Here is a 13,931-nt window from a genome sequence, read left to right on the forward strand (position 1 = left end):
CATGGCCCGCCGCGCCCCGCTTCTGCCGCCGCGCCCGCAGATGGTGCAGACCGATACCTCACTGGCGATCGTCAACGTCGTGCTGTTGCTGCTGCTGTTCTTCCTCGCCAGCGGGTCGCTGCTGTCGACCCGCGACATCCAGATCGATTTGCCCGCGACCGAGGAACTCGCCCCCGAGCAGCTGCCCAGCCCGCTGCTGGAAGTGCGCCCGGACGGCAGCCTGCGGCTGGATGGCGATGTCACCACGCTGGATCAGCTCGCCGCTTCCGTGCCCGCCGGCACCACCCTCTATGTGCTGATGGAACGCACCGCCCCCGCCCTCGATCTGCTGGACCTGCTTGCGCAGCCGGTGTTTGGCGATCTCAACATCACCCTGGTCACCATCCACGAACAGGCGCAGACGTGAGCACGCTCCCCTATGGCCGTTCCGACTCCCGGGGCTGGATCTTCGCCAGCGGTGGCTCCCTCTTGGCGCATGCCGCGGTGGCGGCGCTGCTCCTTGGCGGGGTGCAGCCGTTTCTGAGCCTGCCCGACGCCGAGCCGGACGGGCCGCGCTACACGGTCACGCTGCAACCGCTGGATTCCGACACGCTCGCCGGGCTGGAGCTGCGCGACGGTCTGGCCGGGGCCGAAGCCCTGGCGGAGAGCGCCGCCGAAGTGCCGCCGCTGGAGCCGGTGGACACCACCGAGGACAGCCTGTCCGCCGACCCCGGCCCGGATCCCGAGGTGCTGGCGCCGGAGCCGGAGCCCGACACGCCAGAGCCGGTTGTCCCCGAAACGCTGGAGCCCGAGGTCGTCCCCCCGGACCCCGCCCCGCCCGAGGCCGAGACCGCCACGCCGGTCGAGGCGGAGACCCTCGAACCGGAGCTGGAGACGCTGAGCCCGGTGGTCGCAGATCCCGTCCCGCAGGACTCGCCCTTGTCACCGCTGATCCCCGAGGACAGCAACCCGCTGATCCCCGAAACCCTGTCGGCCCTGCCCGCCAGCAGCGCCGAGACGATCTCCGCAACCCCGGTTGCCCCGGTCGCCAGCGGCAGCACTCTGACCGCCGCCGCCGATCCACAGGGCGGCTTGCAGCCGGTCTCGCTGGTCGCGCCCGAAACCAGCGCCGCCCCGACGGCCCCGACAGGCGAGACCGCATCCGCCGCGCCCGCCCGCCCGGTGGCCAGCGCGCAGGACCTTGCCGTCGGTGACCTGATCCGCCAGATCCGCAACAACGGCGGCCCGGACTGCCTGCTCACCCTGCCCCGGCGCGATGGCGCAGAGGGCGTCGGCCTCGACATGATGGCGGCACAGGACACCGCCTTTGCCACCTTCTCCGACACCGTGCTGACCCAGACCGACGCGGCGCTGCGCCAGACGCGAACGCTGCTGGATCCGCGCCAATGCCCGGCGGTCGACTATGTGCGTGGCAACCGGGACTACCCGGCCACCCGCCTTGGCCTGCGCCTCGAAAGCCGCAGTGTTGCCAGTGGTGGACGGATCACCGGCGTGCTGCGTGGCACCGCCGGCAAATACGTGGCGCTGCTGCTGGTGGACAACAATGGCGTGGTTCAGGACCTGCAACGCTTCCTGTCGCAATCGGGCAATTTCACCCGCTTTGACGTGCCGGTGACCCGGGCCGGACCGCAACGCGACACCGCGCAGATGCTGCTTGCGGTCGCCAGCCCCAGCCCCCTGCGCCAGATCCGCGATCGCAGCGGCCGCCTGGCCGCCGATGTGTTCAGCGATCTGCCCGGCAGCCTCTCCGGTCGCGCCGCCCTGGCCATCGCCACCTTCGACGTGCGCTGAGGTCCCAAGGCCCCCCACGACGGCGCGGCGGAGATCTCAGCGCCGCAATGTGTTCAGGTGATACGCCTCGGCTGCGGTCCGCAGGATCTCGGCGAGATGCTCTGTCGTCGCGCTCGACCGGTCGATCGGCGACAGCAGGCTGATGGTGCGATCCGCCTCGGCCATCTGCAGGGGCAGCACGCGCACCTCGCTGCGGTGAATGCCTTGCCGGCGCGCAAACAGGTCCGGGAGGATGCCGATCCCGGCACCGGTGGCCGCCATCAGCAGGATCGAATCGAGGCTCGTGCCTTCGTAGTCGTCCGACACGATCGCCCCGCTCTGCCCCGCGATGCCGTAAACGATGCGCGCCAGACGGTGCCCGGTGTCAAGCGTCAGCAACCGCTGCCCGCCAAGATCCGCCGCCCCGATCCCCTCCCGTTCAGACAGCGGATGATCCTCGGCCACCGCCGCCCAGAGCGGCTCGACAAACAGCGGATGCTGTACGGTGTTGGGGTGGTCCTCGGGGGTGGAGATGATCGCGTCAAAGCGCCCGTTGCGCAGCCCCTCATCGAGGCTGAGCGTATTCTCCTCACGCACGATGACCCGCAGATCGGGCTGCGCCTCGTGCAGGGCCTTCATCGCCTGCGGCAACAGATAGGGGCCAATGGAGGGCAGCACGCCCAGCCGCAGGCGCCCGCCAAAGGGCAGGTCCGACAGCATCACCCCGCGCAGCGTCTCGACCTCGGAGAGGATGCGGCGGGCGCGGGTGACGAACTCCAGCCCGCGCGCGGTGGTCCGGACCCCGGCCCGGCTGCGCTCAAACAGGCGCACGCCGAGATCGGTCTCCACCGCCGCAACCTGGTTCGACAGGCTGGGCTGGCTCACGTTCAGCTTGTCCGCCGCAAGGCTGAAACTGGCGAGCTGGTGAACCGTGACGATATAGTCCATCTGGCGCAGGGTCGGACGCATGTATTCACCAAAGCTATTTTGCAGAGCAGCAGATTGTATTTAAGCTATGGATCGAAAGCTGGCAACAGGCGCAAAACCCTGTTCCGGAGACTCCCGCGATGCAAATACTCGACACCCTGCTCGGCAACCTGATGGTGCCGACGATCCTGTTCTTTGTCCTTGGGCTGCTGGCCGCCGTGGTGCGCAGCGACCTGTCGATCCCGGAGGGCGCGGCGAAATTCATGTCGCTGTACCTGCTGCTCGCCATCGGCTTCAAAGGGGGCCACAGCCTGGCGCAAAACGGTCTTGATACCGAGGTCTTTACCGCCATCGCCGCCGGGCTTGCGCTGTCCTTCGCGATCCCCTTCCTCGCCTATGCGCTGCTGCGCGGCATGACCCGGCTGAACGCGCTCAATGCCGCCGCCGTGGCGGGGCACTACGGGTCGATCTCGATCGTGACCTTCGTCGCCGCCACAAGCCTGCTGGACCTCACCGGGATCACATCGGACGGCTATATGGTCGCGGTGGCCGCGATGATGGAGGTGCCCGCGATCCTGTCGGCCCTGTGGATCGCGCAGCGGTTTGGCCGCGACGCCCAGACCGCCCATGTGCCGATGCGTGAACTCTTCGCCAACGGCTCCATCGTGTTGCTGACCGGGGCGTTCCTGATCGGCGCGGTGACGCAGGACAAGGGGATGGAGATGATCGCCCCCTTCGTGGTGACGCCCTTCACCGGCATCCTCTGCCTGTTCCTGCTGGACATGGGTCTGTCGGCCGGTCGCAGCCTGCTGCGCAACCGGCACCTGCTGAGCGCGGGGCTGTTCGCCTTTGGCCTGCTGATGCCGATGATCGGCGCGACGCTTGCCATGGGCGCGGGTACATTGATCGGGCTACAGACCGGCAGCCTGTTCCTGTTGATGGTGCTGGCCGCCTCCGCCTCCTACATCGCCGTGCCCGCCGCGATGAAGATCGCCCTGCCCCAGGCCGAGGTCGGGATCTACCTGACGCTCTCTCTCGGCGTGACGTTCCCCTTCAACATCACCATCGGCCTGCCGCTCTACCTCTGGCTGGCCGGGCTGGTGTGAAGCTGCTCTGACAGCGTGTCAAAGTGGAGGGGGCACAGGCCTCCTCCACCCGACCGCAGCGTCCGGCCCGTAAGCGTCGCGTCAGTAGTCAGTCGCGCTCACCCGGCGCAGGGCACGGCGTGACGCATTTACCCGCCAATAAACACATCATCAGAGCCATTGGCGACGGACCCGCCGCAGTCGATGGCGTCGCCGACACGGCCCGCCGGTTTTCCATTGATAAACACGCTGCCAGATCCAGCCGCCAGCGCCCGCCCATGCGGCGGATGCTTCGGCTTGGAATGCGCCTCAAAGGCATCTCCCTCGCGAAGCGCGGGTTTGCCGTTGATGCCCACATCACCGCTCCCGGAGGTGGCGGGTGTTGGCGGGAAGCCATCATGGCCTGATCCGATGTCGTCTTTTCGTCCCGCGGCTGGCATGCGCTGCACTCCTTGGATAATTGATTCGATTGCAAGACCAATGGTCTGGATGTGGTCAAAACGTCTTTGAAAATTGCCTTTGGCGCATCATCGAGGAAACTCTGCAAATGTTCAACCTCAGGGTGTTTGTAGACATCCTGGCCACACCCCAACCCGCAAATTTGTCTTCGATGTGGTGCAGGAGGCTGTTCCGGTTTTCAAGAGCTCCGTCCGTTGGCCGGTCAAAGGCGCAGGACAGCAGACACCACCGCCCTCCTCGCAGCAAGCCCCCGGAACATCGCTGATCAACGACTGCAGGGCGAGACCGTCAGAGCGTGCGGAGATGGGGGCGATGCGCAGTGATCGCCCCCACAGGCCGGATCGGTTGGCGCAGACCTCTCTGTCAGCCGCGCTTCACCGGGTCTGCGCCCGGTAGTCCTGCACCGGCAGGCCGCCGATCCCCCAATCGTCCAGCGCAACCGCGTCGATCACAACAAACGTTGTCGCCGGGCTCTTGCCCAGGATGTCCTGCAGCAAGTCGGTCACCCCCTTGATCAGCTGCGCTTTCTGCGCGGCGCTGGGACCGGCGCCGTCGGGGCCGCCTTCGCGGGTCACTTTGATGTTCACATAGGGCATCACTCAATCCTCTCGCGGCACATAGGAAAACACCTTGGTGACAATGCGCCACTCCGCACCGTAACGGACCAGGGTCAGGAGGTCGTGGAAGTCGCGGCCCATCATCGTCATCCGGGCGCTGACATGGGCCAGCCGGCTGCTCGCGAAGGCAATCTCCAGGATCTGCTCCTCTCGCGGGTCGCCACGTGCCACCGGGGGCTCGCGCCCGTCCACGCGGGCCATGTAGGTCTCAAGATCAAGATAGAGCTCATCCCCTTCGGTGGCGCAGACATAGGCCAGATGCGGATGGAAGACCTTGCGCAGCTGGGTGCTGTCGGCCTGATGAAGCCCCTCGAAATAGGCCTCCATCACCGCGCCGACCTGTGTGTGGGCGGCGGGCGTCATTGGATCAGCCCCTCGGCGCGCATCGCCGCCTGCGCGGACGGTCGGGCGGCACAGCGGCCGACAAAGGCGGCCAGATTGGGCCAGCGGGCCAGATCGATACCGGTGAAATTGGCCCAGTTCGACACCACGAACAGATAGGCATCTGCCACCGAGAACCGGTCGTCGACCAGCCAGGCGCGACCATCCGCCAGCTGGGTCTCGATGAAATCGAACTTGCCCGCAACCGCGACCCGCGCCGCGTCCTGTTCTGCCTCGGACGTGCCCGCACGGAACAGCGGACCAAAGGCCTTGTGCAATTCGGTTCCGATCCAGTTGAGCTGCTCCTGCATCCGCGCCCGTGCCAGAGTGCCCGCTGTCGGCGCCAGCCCTGCGGCCGGGGTGGTATCTGCGATATACTGCAAGACAGCCGCGCCTTCGGTCAGGACAGTGCCGTCGTCCAGCCCCAGGGCCGGAACATAGCCCTTGGGATTGATCGCGCGATAATCGGCGCCGCTTTCGGTCCGGCCCGTCGCAGTATCGACCGCTTCGATTTCAAACTGACGGCCGGTTTCATGCAGGGCGATATGGCTGGCCAGCGGGCAGGCTCCGGGCTTGTAGTAGAGTTTCATGACAGTCTCCTGTGGTTATGATGTCCTCTGACTAGCCCTTGACATGATGGATTTATAATATTGTGTTCTCGTCATTATGATCGAAGTATTCGATCATGTTGGAGGCCTATGAAACACGATCAGCTCATTGCCCTGGATGCCATTGTCGCGACCGGCACCTTTCGGGGCGCGGCGGACCGGCTGCACAAGTCACAATCCGCCATCAGCCATTCGATCCGCCAACTGGAAGCGGAACTGGAGCTGGACCTGTTCAGCCGCGACGCCTACCGTCCCGTGCTGACCCCGGCGGGTGAGGTCTTCTATCGCGAGGCGTCCCGGGTGCTGCGGCAGATGCAGGGGCTACGCACCACTGCCGCCCAGCTGCGCGCCCGCGAGGAGCCGGAGCTGACCCTGGCCGTCAGCGCGACACTGGACCTCGATCCTCTGTTGCCCGCGCTTGCAGAGACCGGCCGGCGCCACCCGGTCACCCATCTTCGGCTGCGGATGGAGATGATGGGAGGTCCGATTGCCCGGTTGATGGAGGGACAGGCGGATATTGCGCTCGCCTCCCTCGAGGGGGTGCCGCTGAACGACGTTGAGGCCGAACCGGTTGCAGAGGTCACGATCCGGCCCGTGGCCAGTCCCGGCCTGGGCCTGCCCACCGGTTCCCGCGCCTTGGCCGCCTCCGAAATGCAAAGCCATGTCCAGGTGGTCGCCGCCGGCACGGGTGGCGCGACCCACGATCAGAGCCGCGACCTGCTGCCCGGCGGGTTGAAATGGACCGTGTCGGACCTGGCCGCCAAGAAGAAGGTGATCCTTGCCGGTCTGGGCTGGGGCGGTTTGCCCGATCACATGACAGAGGCGGAACGGCGATCCGGCGCTTTGCTGCCCTTGAATGTCGAGGGGTTCCCGCCGCGCCGGACCATGATTTTCAAGATGAGGCGCCGGGATCGCGCCGTGGGGGTTGTTGCCGATGAGCTCTGGAACCGGCTTGGACAGCCAAGCCCGCCCGCAGCGGACACGGGTCCGGAACGCCCGCGCCGATGACGAGCGCGTTCGCTGCGGGCGGGCGCAAAGGGCCGCAGCAAACGCCGGGTGCCCAGCGCTCAATGCGGACCATGCCATTCACCGGGCGCTCATTTCCCCCGCCAGGAAGGGGTCAGGGCTGTCAACCTCCTCCAGCCTTCTGCCGTTGATCAGCCAGAACCGGTTGCCAACGTTGCGCAGGAAACTGCGGTCGTGACTGACGAGCAGACACGACACGTTGTGCGCAATCAGCTCTTCCTCAAGCGCTTCTTGCCCGTCGATATCCAGATGATTGGTTGGTTCATCAAGCAGGTAGAAGTTCGGGTTCTTCAGGCGCAGGATCAACATCGCCAACCGCGCCTTCTGCCCGCCAGACAGGGCTGCAATCCGGGTATCCTGCATCTGTATGTTGACCCCGGCCCCGGCCAGGACACCGCGCGCCCTCTGGTCACCGATGTCGAATTGTCCGGTCACCGCAGTCATGGGCGTGTCCCGGTCTGACAGCTGGCTCAGATGCTGATCCGAATAGGCCGGCACAACCGACGGCGCGCATTTGACCGGCCCCTCCTGCCCCGCCAGAGCCTGCTGGATCAGAGTGACCAGCCGCGTCTTTCCAGTGCCGTTGGCCCCGAGAAGCACGATGCGATCACCCGGAAGGATCCACTTCTGCCCGGTCCTGTAGAGCAGCTGACGTTCTGGCGTTTGAACCGGCACGTCGTCCAACGTCACCAATGCCTTGGCATGGGTGCCGCTGTTGGCCAGCTTGATGTCACCCGCGCTGCGATCCTGATGGGCGGGGCTGGCAGCGGCCTCAAGCTTGTCGGCGCGGGCGTTGAGCTGCTTTGTCTTGGTGACCAGAAGGTCAGAGCCCGAATTGATGCCGATATTCTTCAGCTTTGCGGCCTGCTTGCGCAATTGTTGCGCCTTGTTCAGATCATTTTCAAAACGCCGCCGGTCCGTGGCGTCGGCCTCGTCGAGCGCGGCGCGGGCCTTGGTGAACGGCAGCGCAAATGCACGCGACCGCTCGGCACGCAGGAACAGCGTTCGGTTGGTTGTGGCGTCCAGAAAGGCCCGATCATGCGAGGTGATCACAACCGAGACATCCCGCGGCAGCTGCGAAAGCCAGTCCTGCAACAATCCGATACGCCTCAGGTCCAGATGGTTGGTTGGCTCATCCAGCAACAGAACATCGGGTTCCGTGATCCAGGCCGCCGCAAGGAGCGCCGTGCGCTGCCAGCCGCCGCTGAGCTCGTTCAACGGCCGGTGTTGCAGCTCGTAAGGGATGCTGAGATCCCCGAGAACAACATCCACGCGCCAGCTTTCATAATCGGCCTGCTCGGGTGGGAGCGCGCCCAACACATAGTCGTAGAGGGTCCGGGAATAGGCCTCCTGCGGAACATATTGCGTCACATATCCGACCCGCACCCCGCGTGCGCGCACGATGGTGCCGCTTGTGGGCTCGGAGCCGCCGGACAAACAGTCCAGAAGCGAGGTTTTCCCGCGGCCATTGGCAGCAACCAGCCCGATGCGGTCGCCTTTGGAGATGGTCAGGTTCAGGTTTTCAAAAAGGGGCGCGCCCAGGACAACGCTCAGGGCGTTGATATTCATAACAGTCATCGAAATCTCTGCTCATAGATCAAGGTGCCGCGGTGCGGCTCTGGGCAGACCGATTGAGATGTTATGCCTCAGGCCCGCCCTGCAAACGAATTCACAGGGCGAAACGGGGACCGTGCCGAAGTCGGCGGATGATACGCATGTTCAGCTTGTGCCCTCCCGTTGTGGATCGTGACGTTTCCGCCTGAGCTTAGAAAACATCGCCCGGCGCAGCAAGGGCCTGGCGCAAAAAAGCCGAGGTTGCCCGCATTGGCGCTGGAAGAGGCGCGCGGTTGCAGTAGGACCGCCAGCACCCTGCCCTCCCCTGATCGTCACGTTTTGCACGGGCACGGCTCTGTGTTCAGAACTCCAGTATCTCGTCATCTTCCGGGATCCACAGGCGCTCGGTCATGCCGTTGCGCACGGCAAAGTCCTGCAACCCAGCGCGGGATAGCACGCAATGGTTCACGGTTTCCATGTGGCTGGCGATGATCTGCGCCGTGGGCGCCGCATCATGGACGGTCTTGACGTCGGCCGCCCCCATGATGATCGACCCCAGCCCCGGCACCTGCGCATCGCCTGCGGCGAGCACGATCACATCGGGTGCAAACATGTCCAGGTTCGTCGCAACCATCTGGTTCCAGACGGTGTCCCCCGCGAGATAGAGCGTCTTTTCCCCCGCGGCGCGGAAGACGACGCCCATGACGCTGCCCAGACGTTCGGCGCCGTAGACATAGGCCTGGTCCGAACCATGCTGGCCGCGCGTGCGCGACAGCGTGATCTCGCCGAACCGGGTTTCGATCCCCAGCGGCCGCACATCGGTAAAGCCCATGGCCTTGATCAGCTCGGCATCCGAGTAGTTCTGCACAAAGACCGGCTTGTCCCGCGGCAGCAGCGCCACGGCGGCCGCGTCGAAATGGTCGGGATGCAGGTGCGTCAGGATCAGCGCATCGAAATCGAGAATTCTGTCCATCGGCGTGCGCAGCGCCACGCGCGGTTGGCGGATCTCGCTGTTCACCGTGCCGTCAAAGCCGGGATAGGCGTCTTTTTCGGCCAGGTAGGGATCAACAAGAAACCGCTTGCCGCCGAAGGTCACGGTCAGGGTGGCGTTGCGGATCTGGTGAATTTTCATGGTCTCACTCCAAGTCTTTGGGCGATGTGGCGCATCGCGTTGGCCGCGGCGATCTGGTCCGATGGCGGGGGGCCACCGGGCCAAGACCTGCTTTGAATGTCGAGGGCGGTCAGGCCCCGTTCGACGGGGTCTTGTCCGTCCTGCGTCTCTCTTGACGTCAAATTGGCAGCGGCGTAGGCCTGTCACCATTGGCGCAATCGACATTAAAGAGGGTGATATCGACAAATGGGAGAGGTGAGGATCGGCATCGTTCTCTACCCTGGTGCGCAGCGCTCCGCGGCCATGGGGCTGGCAGACCTGTTTCAGGTCGCCGCACGCATGATCCCGGAACCACAGGAAGACACGCGGGGGCTTCAGGTCCGGATGATCGAGGCGATGAGCAGCACGGCCGCCGACACTGCGCCGGCGCTGCCGGATACCTCCGGTGATCCCTGGCACGTGCTGATTTTGCCGCCCTCGCTCGACGCGCCGATCAGGGCCGAAACCGCAGCACCCCTCGCCAGTTGGCTGCGCCGACACCACGCAAACGGTGCGATCCTGGCCTCCGTCTGCGGTGGGGCGTTCCTCTTGGCCGAGACCGGATTGCTGCGGCAGCGCGCGGTCACCACGCATTGGGCCTATGCCGATGCCTTCCGCGACCGCTTTCCAGAGGTCGATCTGGATCCCGATCGTCTCATCATCGATGGCGGTGACATCATTTCGGCGGGTGGGCTGATGTCCTGGACCGATCTCGGGCTCAAGCTGGTCGATCGCTTCCTCGGCCCCCTGGTCATGTCAAAGACCGCGCGGATGATGCTGGTCGACCCGCCGGGGCGGGAACAGCGCTATTACAGCGGCTTCGCCCCGCGGCTGACCCATGGCGATGCGCCGGTCCTCAAGGTCCAGCATTTCCTGCAACGGCACGAGGGCAAGGAGGCGCGGCTTGCGACTCTGGCGGCAGAGGCCGGGCTGGAGCAGCGCACCTTGCTGCGCCGTTTCCGCAAGGCCACCGGCCTGACGACCACGGAGTATACCCAGCGCCTGCGCGTGGCCAAGGCGCAGGAGCTGCTGCAATTCAGCCGCCACCCTGTCGAGCGTATCTCCTGGGAGGTGGGCTATGCCGACGCCGGCGCGTTCCGCAAGGTCTTCCATCGGATCGTCGGGCTGACGCCGGGCGAATACCGACAGCGGTTTCACGCATAGCGAACCGTTGCCCTGAACCGGAGCGGCACCTCGCACGATAGGTGTCGTACCAATCCCCACCAGAAGCCCATCGCTGGCGGCGGGTGTTGCGCCGATGTCGGTGTTGCGATCTGCGCGTGTGGCGGCCTGACGCCGGGATCGTTCCTGACGCGTCGCCGGTTAAACCAGTTCCGCCCGCAGCCCCCGCAGTGCGCGGCGCAGGCCCGTGGTGACATTCACGCGCAGGAACGGGTTGTGTTCGACCAGCTGGATCAGCGGATGCCCGTCCAGATCGGCCAGATACTGGTCAACCAGCCCCGCAGATTTCGACAGCAACGCCCCGCGCGCGCTCGCGTCCGAGGCCATAAGTGCGTCGTCCAGCGTGTCCAGCAGGCGCGCGTCGATCACCTCCAGCACCCCGTGGACCTTTGTTGCGATGCCCGCCATGTCACGTGCATCATCGGCCTCCTTGAAGGCTGCGACCATCGCCGCTTCCAGCTTTTTCAACTCCGCCGCCACGCGCATGCGCTCGCCGTCCCAGCCCAACCGCGCCTTTTGCAGCGCCACAAGGCTGATCGCCCCCGCCAGCGGCGCCGTGCTCATGGTGTCGGCCCCCGGAACGCCGCCCTCCGGGGAGTCGATACCGGCCGCGTCAGCGCGAGTGGCTTCCGGGACCGACAGCACAAACCGACGGATGAAGTCCGCTTGAGTGTCGTTCAGCCTGTCCAAACTGGGTGCCATGTTCACTCTTCCCCTGCCATGCCTCAATACGCGCCGTTCAGCTTCTGCATGAAGATCCGTTTGACCTCATCCGAGGGTTGCCCAGTTTCCCGGATCACCACCAGATTGTCATAGAGCAGGTCCATCGGCACCTCCCGCCCGCCCAATCGCAGCTTGGGGTCGGGCAAACGCTGGAGCCCGGCCTCCCGTGCATGGGCATAGGCAAAGGCGCGATCAACCAGCGCCCGGCGGCTGTCCGCATCCCTGAACTCGGGCGATTTGTAATCGAGCTTGCTGTAGCGCAGCCCAAGTTCGACTTCGTTCAGGATCCGGTCCTTTCGGAACGCGCTGTTTTCATGGGGATAATCGTCTTCGGCGCGCAGCGCGGCCTGCAACAGCTTCAGCCCGTCCAGCTGCGCCGGATCGAGAACACCGCGCAGCATGAAATACTGTTCGTCCGCACTCCAGTCATCGGCCGCCTGACGGGCGATCCCATACATCGCCTCGGCGCGGGCTTCGCGCTGGCGTTCATTCTCGGCGCGCAGCGTTTTCAGGGCGGTGTCGGCCTGTTCGAACCGCGCGCGAGAGAGCTGCGCATCGCGGATCAGCCCCTCCGCCACATGTCGGGCCTCCTGCGCCGCCCCAACAGCCTGTGCCGTGTCATGTTCATGGCCGGACACCATCAGGTTGCGCTCTTCAAAGTCCTGCCTGACCTGCTCAAACGCGTAATAGGCCTGATCGACGTCGGATTGGGTCGCCCGACCCTGACGCGCGGCCAGTTCGGCCTCATGGATCATCGCCTGGGCGCGGTCGTGGGCCTGTGCCGCCTCCTGCTCGAACCGCGCGCGTTCCGCAATCACGTAGTCCTGCATCTGCCGGGCGTTCTCTTCGGCCTCATGTGCGCGTGACTCGGCCTCGCTGGCGATGGCATCATCGATCACGGCCTGACCGCTCAAATCCGCCGCCCGGCGTTCCGCGTCCAGCTCGCCGGCCAGCGCCTCGGCCATGGCGCCAAGCGCCTCCATTGCACCCTGGGCCCGGGCAAAGGCCGCCACCCGGCGCATCAGCTCGCCGTCGACCACAAGATCGTCCGGCAGGTTCTTGAGTTCGCCGAACACGAGGGTGCGCATCAGCCGGCTCTCGTCCGCCATCCCGCTTTGGTCCGCAACCCGGTACAACGCGTTATCAAGCGCGTCCTGTTCTTCTTCGGTCAGGCTTTCCCAGTCATGGCTGGTGTTGCACTTGGAACATTCAAAGCGCAGATTATCCAGATCGTTATAGGCGATCTTGGCATCCTTGAGATTGGTGACACCCTTGTTTTGCAGATGCAATTTCCAGACCGTCTTGTGCCCCATATGCATCGAGGAGCCCTCGGTGAACCGCTGACAGGATCCGCATCTGAGGTAGGTGATCTGCCCGACATCACCAACCAAGCCCAGACCGTTCCAGACGCGAAACAGCGCCTTGCGCGTGTCACCAAACCAGCCGAGGCTCTTGCGCGTGAGCGTCGACAGGTCGATGGGCTTGTCCTCGTCATTGTCGATCCGGGGCGGCAGCGCCGCCGTGCTGATCTGCGCGCCGGTCGTCATCTCGCTGGCCTGCGGTGCGCCCTCCTCTCCGGTGGGGACAAATTTGCGATTGGCGTGGCGCTGGAACTCTTGCGGCGTCATCTGTTTGATGGCGTCGGGCGCGAACCCGCCTTCGCGGATGAATTTCACCCGCGCCAGCATCGCCAGCTTGATCTCCGGGTCCAGCCCCTTGGCAAATGGATCGCCTTCCTCAAAGGCGTGGGACTCGTTGCAGACCGCATGCTCCCAGCGCAGGTTTGACGGATCGTTGAACAGTGCGATCAGGGTGCGGGTGGAAATCGTGTTGGCCTGCTCGGCGCGCATCGCCGCCTTCACATGCTCCTTCCAGGTGGTGATATGGCCGATGTGCATCGTCGCAGCCTGGCCAAGGCATCCGCAGGCCTGACAGATGACATGCAATTGCGGCTCAGCGTTCACATCGACCAATTGCGGCTGATAGATCTTTGACTGGCGGCTCCAGCGCGCTTCCATCTCCGCCTTGGTTTCGTCGGTGAACGCAGGCCGGCCCCGATAGGCATCGATATCCTCAAGAGTGAATGTATTCTTCCCCAAAAGATGTCTCCCGATGGCTGGGGTCAATGCGACGTCACGCCGACGTGTGTCTGAAAAATACGTGCAACCTGTGCACGAGTGTCGCGCTGTTTCGCTCTGCGATCAAGCCCGCTGTGACAGGCGTGGCCCGACTGCCGGTGCCACCCCACGCCAGCGATGCCAACAGGAAGAAACGCATCGCCGCGCCATCCGGGATACATCAATTAAGGGAGAGTGATTCTAGGGACGGTTCACCAAATCTCATCACCAGGACACGCGCATCAGCGTTCCCGGCCTTCGACCATCACTATCAGAAAAAGGAGAATGGTGGGTGATAAGAGATTTGAACTCCTGACATCTTCGATGTGAAC

At 64.8% G+C, this 13,931-nt stretch carries 14 protein-coding genes; 5 read left to right on the plus strand and 9 right to left on the minus strand.

From position 1 onward, the window contains the following. Nucleotide 1: 1 nt before the first annotated feature. Both MHM88_RS22005 and MHM88_RS22010 read left to right on the plus strand, forming a co-directional pair. On the plus strand, nucleotides 2–406 hold the full coding sequence (locus MHM88_RS22005; protein WP_239323478.1) for a biopolymer transporter ExbD: 405 nt from the start codon (nucleotides 2–4) through the stop codon (nucleotides 404–406). Then, nucleotides 403–1,791 (plus strand): serine/threonine protein kinase, encoded by a 1,389-nt coding sequence (locus MHM88_RS22010; protein ID WP_239369028.1) that lies wholly within the window; start codon nucleotides 403–405, stop codon nucleotides 1,789–1,791. The genes MHM88_RS22005 and MHM88_RS22010 overlap by 4 nt, the downstream gene beginning before the upstream one ends. 36 nt (nucleotides 1,792–1,827) lie before the next feature. Here MHM88_RS22010 and MHM88_RS22015 read toward each other — a convergent pair whose 3' ends face one another. Then, complete coding sequence (locus MHM88_RS22015; protein WP_239323476.1) at nucleotides 1,828–2,739, minus strand: hydrogen peroxide-inducible genes activator; 912 nt, start codon at nucleotides 2,737–2,739, stop codon at nucleotides 1,828–1,830. Between the two features lie 98 nt (nucleotides 2,740–2,837). Between MHM88_RS22015 and MHM88_RS22020 the strand changes: the two genes are divergently transcribed. Beyond that, entirely contained in the window at nucleotides 2,838–3,803 is a 966-nt protein-coding gene (locus tag MHM88_RS22020; protein ID WP_239369030.1) for a sodium-dependent bicarbonate transport family permease, read from the plus strand. 128 nt (nucleotides 3,804–3,931) lie between these two features. Here MHM88_RS22020 and MHM88_RS22025 read toward each other — a convergent pair whose 3' ends face one another. From MHM88_RS22025 to gstA, 4 genes are all read right to left on the minus strand, one after another. Next, a complete protein-coding gene (locus MHM88_RS22025; RefSeq protein ID WP_239369032.1) occupies nucleotides 3,932–4,222 on the minus strand; it encodes a PAAR domain-containing protein in 291 nt (96 codons plus the stop codon). 393 nt (nucleotides 4,223–4,615) lie between these two features. Next, nucleotides 4,616–4,837, minus strand: a complete 222-nt coding sequence (locus MHM88_RS22030) for a 4-oxalocrotonate tautomerase family protein (RefSeq protein ID WP_239369034.1) — start codon at nucleotides 4,835–4,837, stop codon at nucleotides 4,616–4,618. 3 nt (nucleotides 4,838–4,840) lie between these two features. Further along, nucleotides 4,841–5,221 (minus strand): nuclear transport factor 2 family protein, encoded by a 381-nt coding sequence (locus tag MHM88_RS22035; RefSeq protein ID WP_239369036.1) that lies wholly within the window; start codon nucleotides 5,219–5,221, stop codon nucleotides 4,841–4,843. Then, a complete protein-coding gene (gene gstA, locus MHM88_RS22040) occupies nucleotides 5,218–5,829 on the minus strand; it encodes a glutathione transferase GstA (RefSeq protein WP_239369038.1) in 612 nt (203 codons plus the stop codon). Before gstA ends, MHM88_RS22035 begins: the two co-directional genes overlap by 4 nt. 108 nt (nucleotides 5,830–5,937) lie before the next feature. On the opposite strand from gstA, the gene MHM88_RS22045 reads away from it, so the two are divergent. After that, a complete protein-coding gene (locus MHM88_RS22045) occupies nucleotides 5,938–6,855 on the plus strand; it encodes a LysR family transcriptional regulator (protein WP_239369040.1) in 918 nt (305 codons plus the stop codon). A gap of 78 nt (nucleotides 6,856–6,933) precedes the next feature. Here MHM88_RS22045 and MHM88_RS22050 read toward each other — a convergent pair whose 3' ends face one another. Both MHM88_RS22050 and MHM88_RS22055 read right to left on the minus strand, forming a co-directional pair. Then, the gene (locus tag MHM88_RS22050; protein ID WP_239369042.1) at nucleotides 6,934–8,451 is read right to left on the minus strand and encodes an ABC-F family ATP-binding cassette domain-containing protein; all 1,518 of its coding nucleotides are present in this window, start codon (nucleotides 8,449–8,451) and stop codon (nucleotides 6,934–6,936) included. 337 nt (nucleotides 8,452–8,788) lie between these two features. Continuing rightward, the gene (locus MHM88_RS22055) at nucleotides 8,789–9,559 is read right to left on the minus strand and encodes an MBL fold metallo-hydrolase (RefSeq protein WP_239369044.1); all 771 of its coding nucleotides are present in this window, start codon (nucleotides 9,557–9,559) and stop codon (nucleotides 8,789–8,791) included. A 225-nt stretch (nucleotides 9,560–9,784) separates the two neighbouring features. On the opposite strand from MHM88_RS22055, the gene MHM88_RS22060 reads away from it, so the two are divergent. Further along, entirely contained in the window at nucleotides 9,785–10,741 is a 957-nt protein-coding gene (locus MHM88_RS22060; protein ID WP_239369046.1) for a GlxA family transcriptional regulator, read from the plus strand. Nucleotides 10,742–10,900: 159 nt separating this feature from the next. On the opposite strand, the gene MHM88_RS22065 is transcribed toward MHM88_RS22060, so the two are convergent. Both MHM88_RS22065 and MHM88_RS22070 read right to left on the minus strand, forming a co-directional pair. Then, nucleotides 10,901–11,461 carry a hypothetical protein gene (locus MHM88_RS22065; protein WP_239369048.1) on the minus strand — a complete coding sequence of 187 codons (561 nt, stop codon included), beginning with the start codon at nucleotides 11,459–11,461 and terminating at the stop codon, nucleotides 10,901–10,903. Nucleotides 11,462–11,484: 23 nt separating this feature from the next. Next, nucleotides 11,485–13,581: a GH-E family nuclease gene (locus tag MHM88_RS22070; protein ID WP_239369050.1), complete on the minus strand. Its 2,097-nt coding sequence runs from the start codon at nucleotides 13,579–13,581 to the stop codon at nucleotides 11,485–11,487. Nucleotides 13,582–13,931: the final 350 nt, after the last annotated feature.

The organism is Epibacterium sp. MM17-32, from assembly GCF_022348205.1.
Taxonomy (GTDB): Bacteria; Pseudomonadota; Alphaproteobacteria; order Rhodobacterales; family Rhodobacteraceae; genus Epibacterium.

Excerpts from the sequence above, each read along its gene's own strand:
- MHM88_RS22005 (WP_239323478.1), top strand. The coding sequence starts at position 2 with ATGGCCCGCCGCGCCCCGCTTCTGCCGCCGCGCCCGCAGATGGTGCAG.
- MHM88_RS22015 (WP_239323476.1), bottom strand. The coding sequence starts at position 2,739 with ATGCGTCCGACCCTGCGCCAGATGGACTATATCGTCACGGTTCACCAG.
- MHM88_RS22020 (WP_239369030.1), top strand. The coding sequence starts at position 2,838 with ATGCAAATACTCGACACCCTGCTCGGCAACCTGATGGTGCCGACGATC.
- MHM88_RS22025 (WP_239369032.1), bottom strand. The coding sequence starts at position 4,222 with ATGCCAGCCGCGGGACGAAAAGACGACATCGGATCAGGCCATGATGGC.
- MHM88_RS22030 (WP_239369034.1), bottom strand. The coding sequence starts at position 4,837 with ATGCCCTATGTGAACATCAAAGTGACCCGCGAAGGCGGCCCCGACGGC.
- MHM88_RS22035 (WP_239369036.1), bottom strand. The coding sequence starts at position 5,221 with ATGACGCCCGCCGCCCACACACAGGTCGGCGCGGTGATGGAGGCCTAT.
- gstA (WP_239369038.1), bottom strand. The coding sequence starts at position 5,829 with ATGAAACTCTACTACAAGCCCGGAGCCTGCCCGCTGGCCAGCCATATC.
- MHM88_RS22045 (WP_239369040.1), top strand. The coding sequence starts at position 5,938 with ATGAAACACGATCAGCTCATTGCCCTGGATGCCATTGTCGCGACCGGC.
- MHM88_RS22050 (WP_239369042.1), bottom strand. The coding sequence starts at position 8,451 with ATGACTGTTATGAATATCAACGCCCTGAGCGTTGTCCTGGGCGCGCCC.
- MHM88_RS22055 (WP_239369044.1), bottom strand. The coding sequence starts at position 9,559 with ATGAAAATTCACCAGATCCGCAACGCCACCCTGACCGTGACCTTCGGC.
- MHM88_RS22060 (WP_239369046.1), top strand. The coding sequence starts at position 9,785 with ATGGGAGAGGTGAGGATCGGCATCGTTCTCTACCCTGGTGCGCAGCGC.
- MHM88_RS22065 (WP_239369048.1), bottom strand. The coding sequence starts at position 11,461 with ATGGCACCCAGTTTGGACAGGCTGAACGACACTCAAGCGGACTTCATC.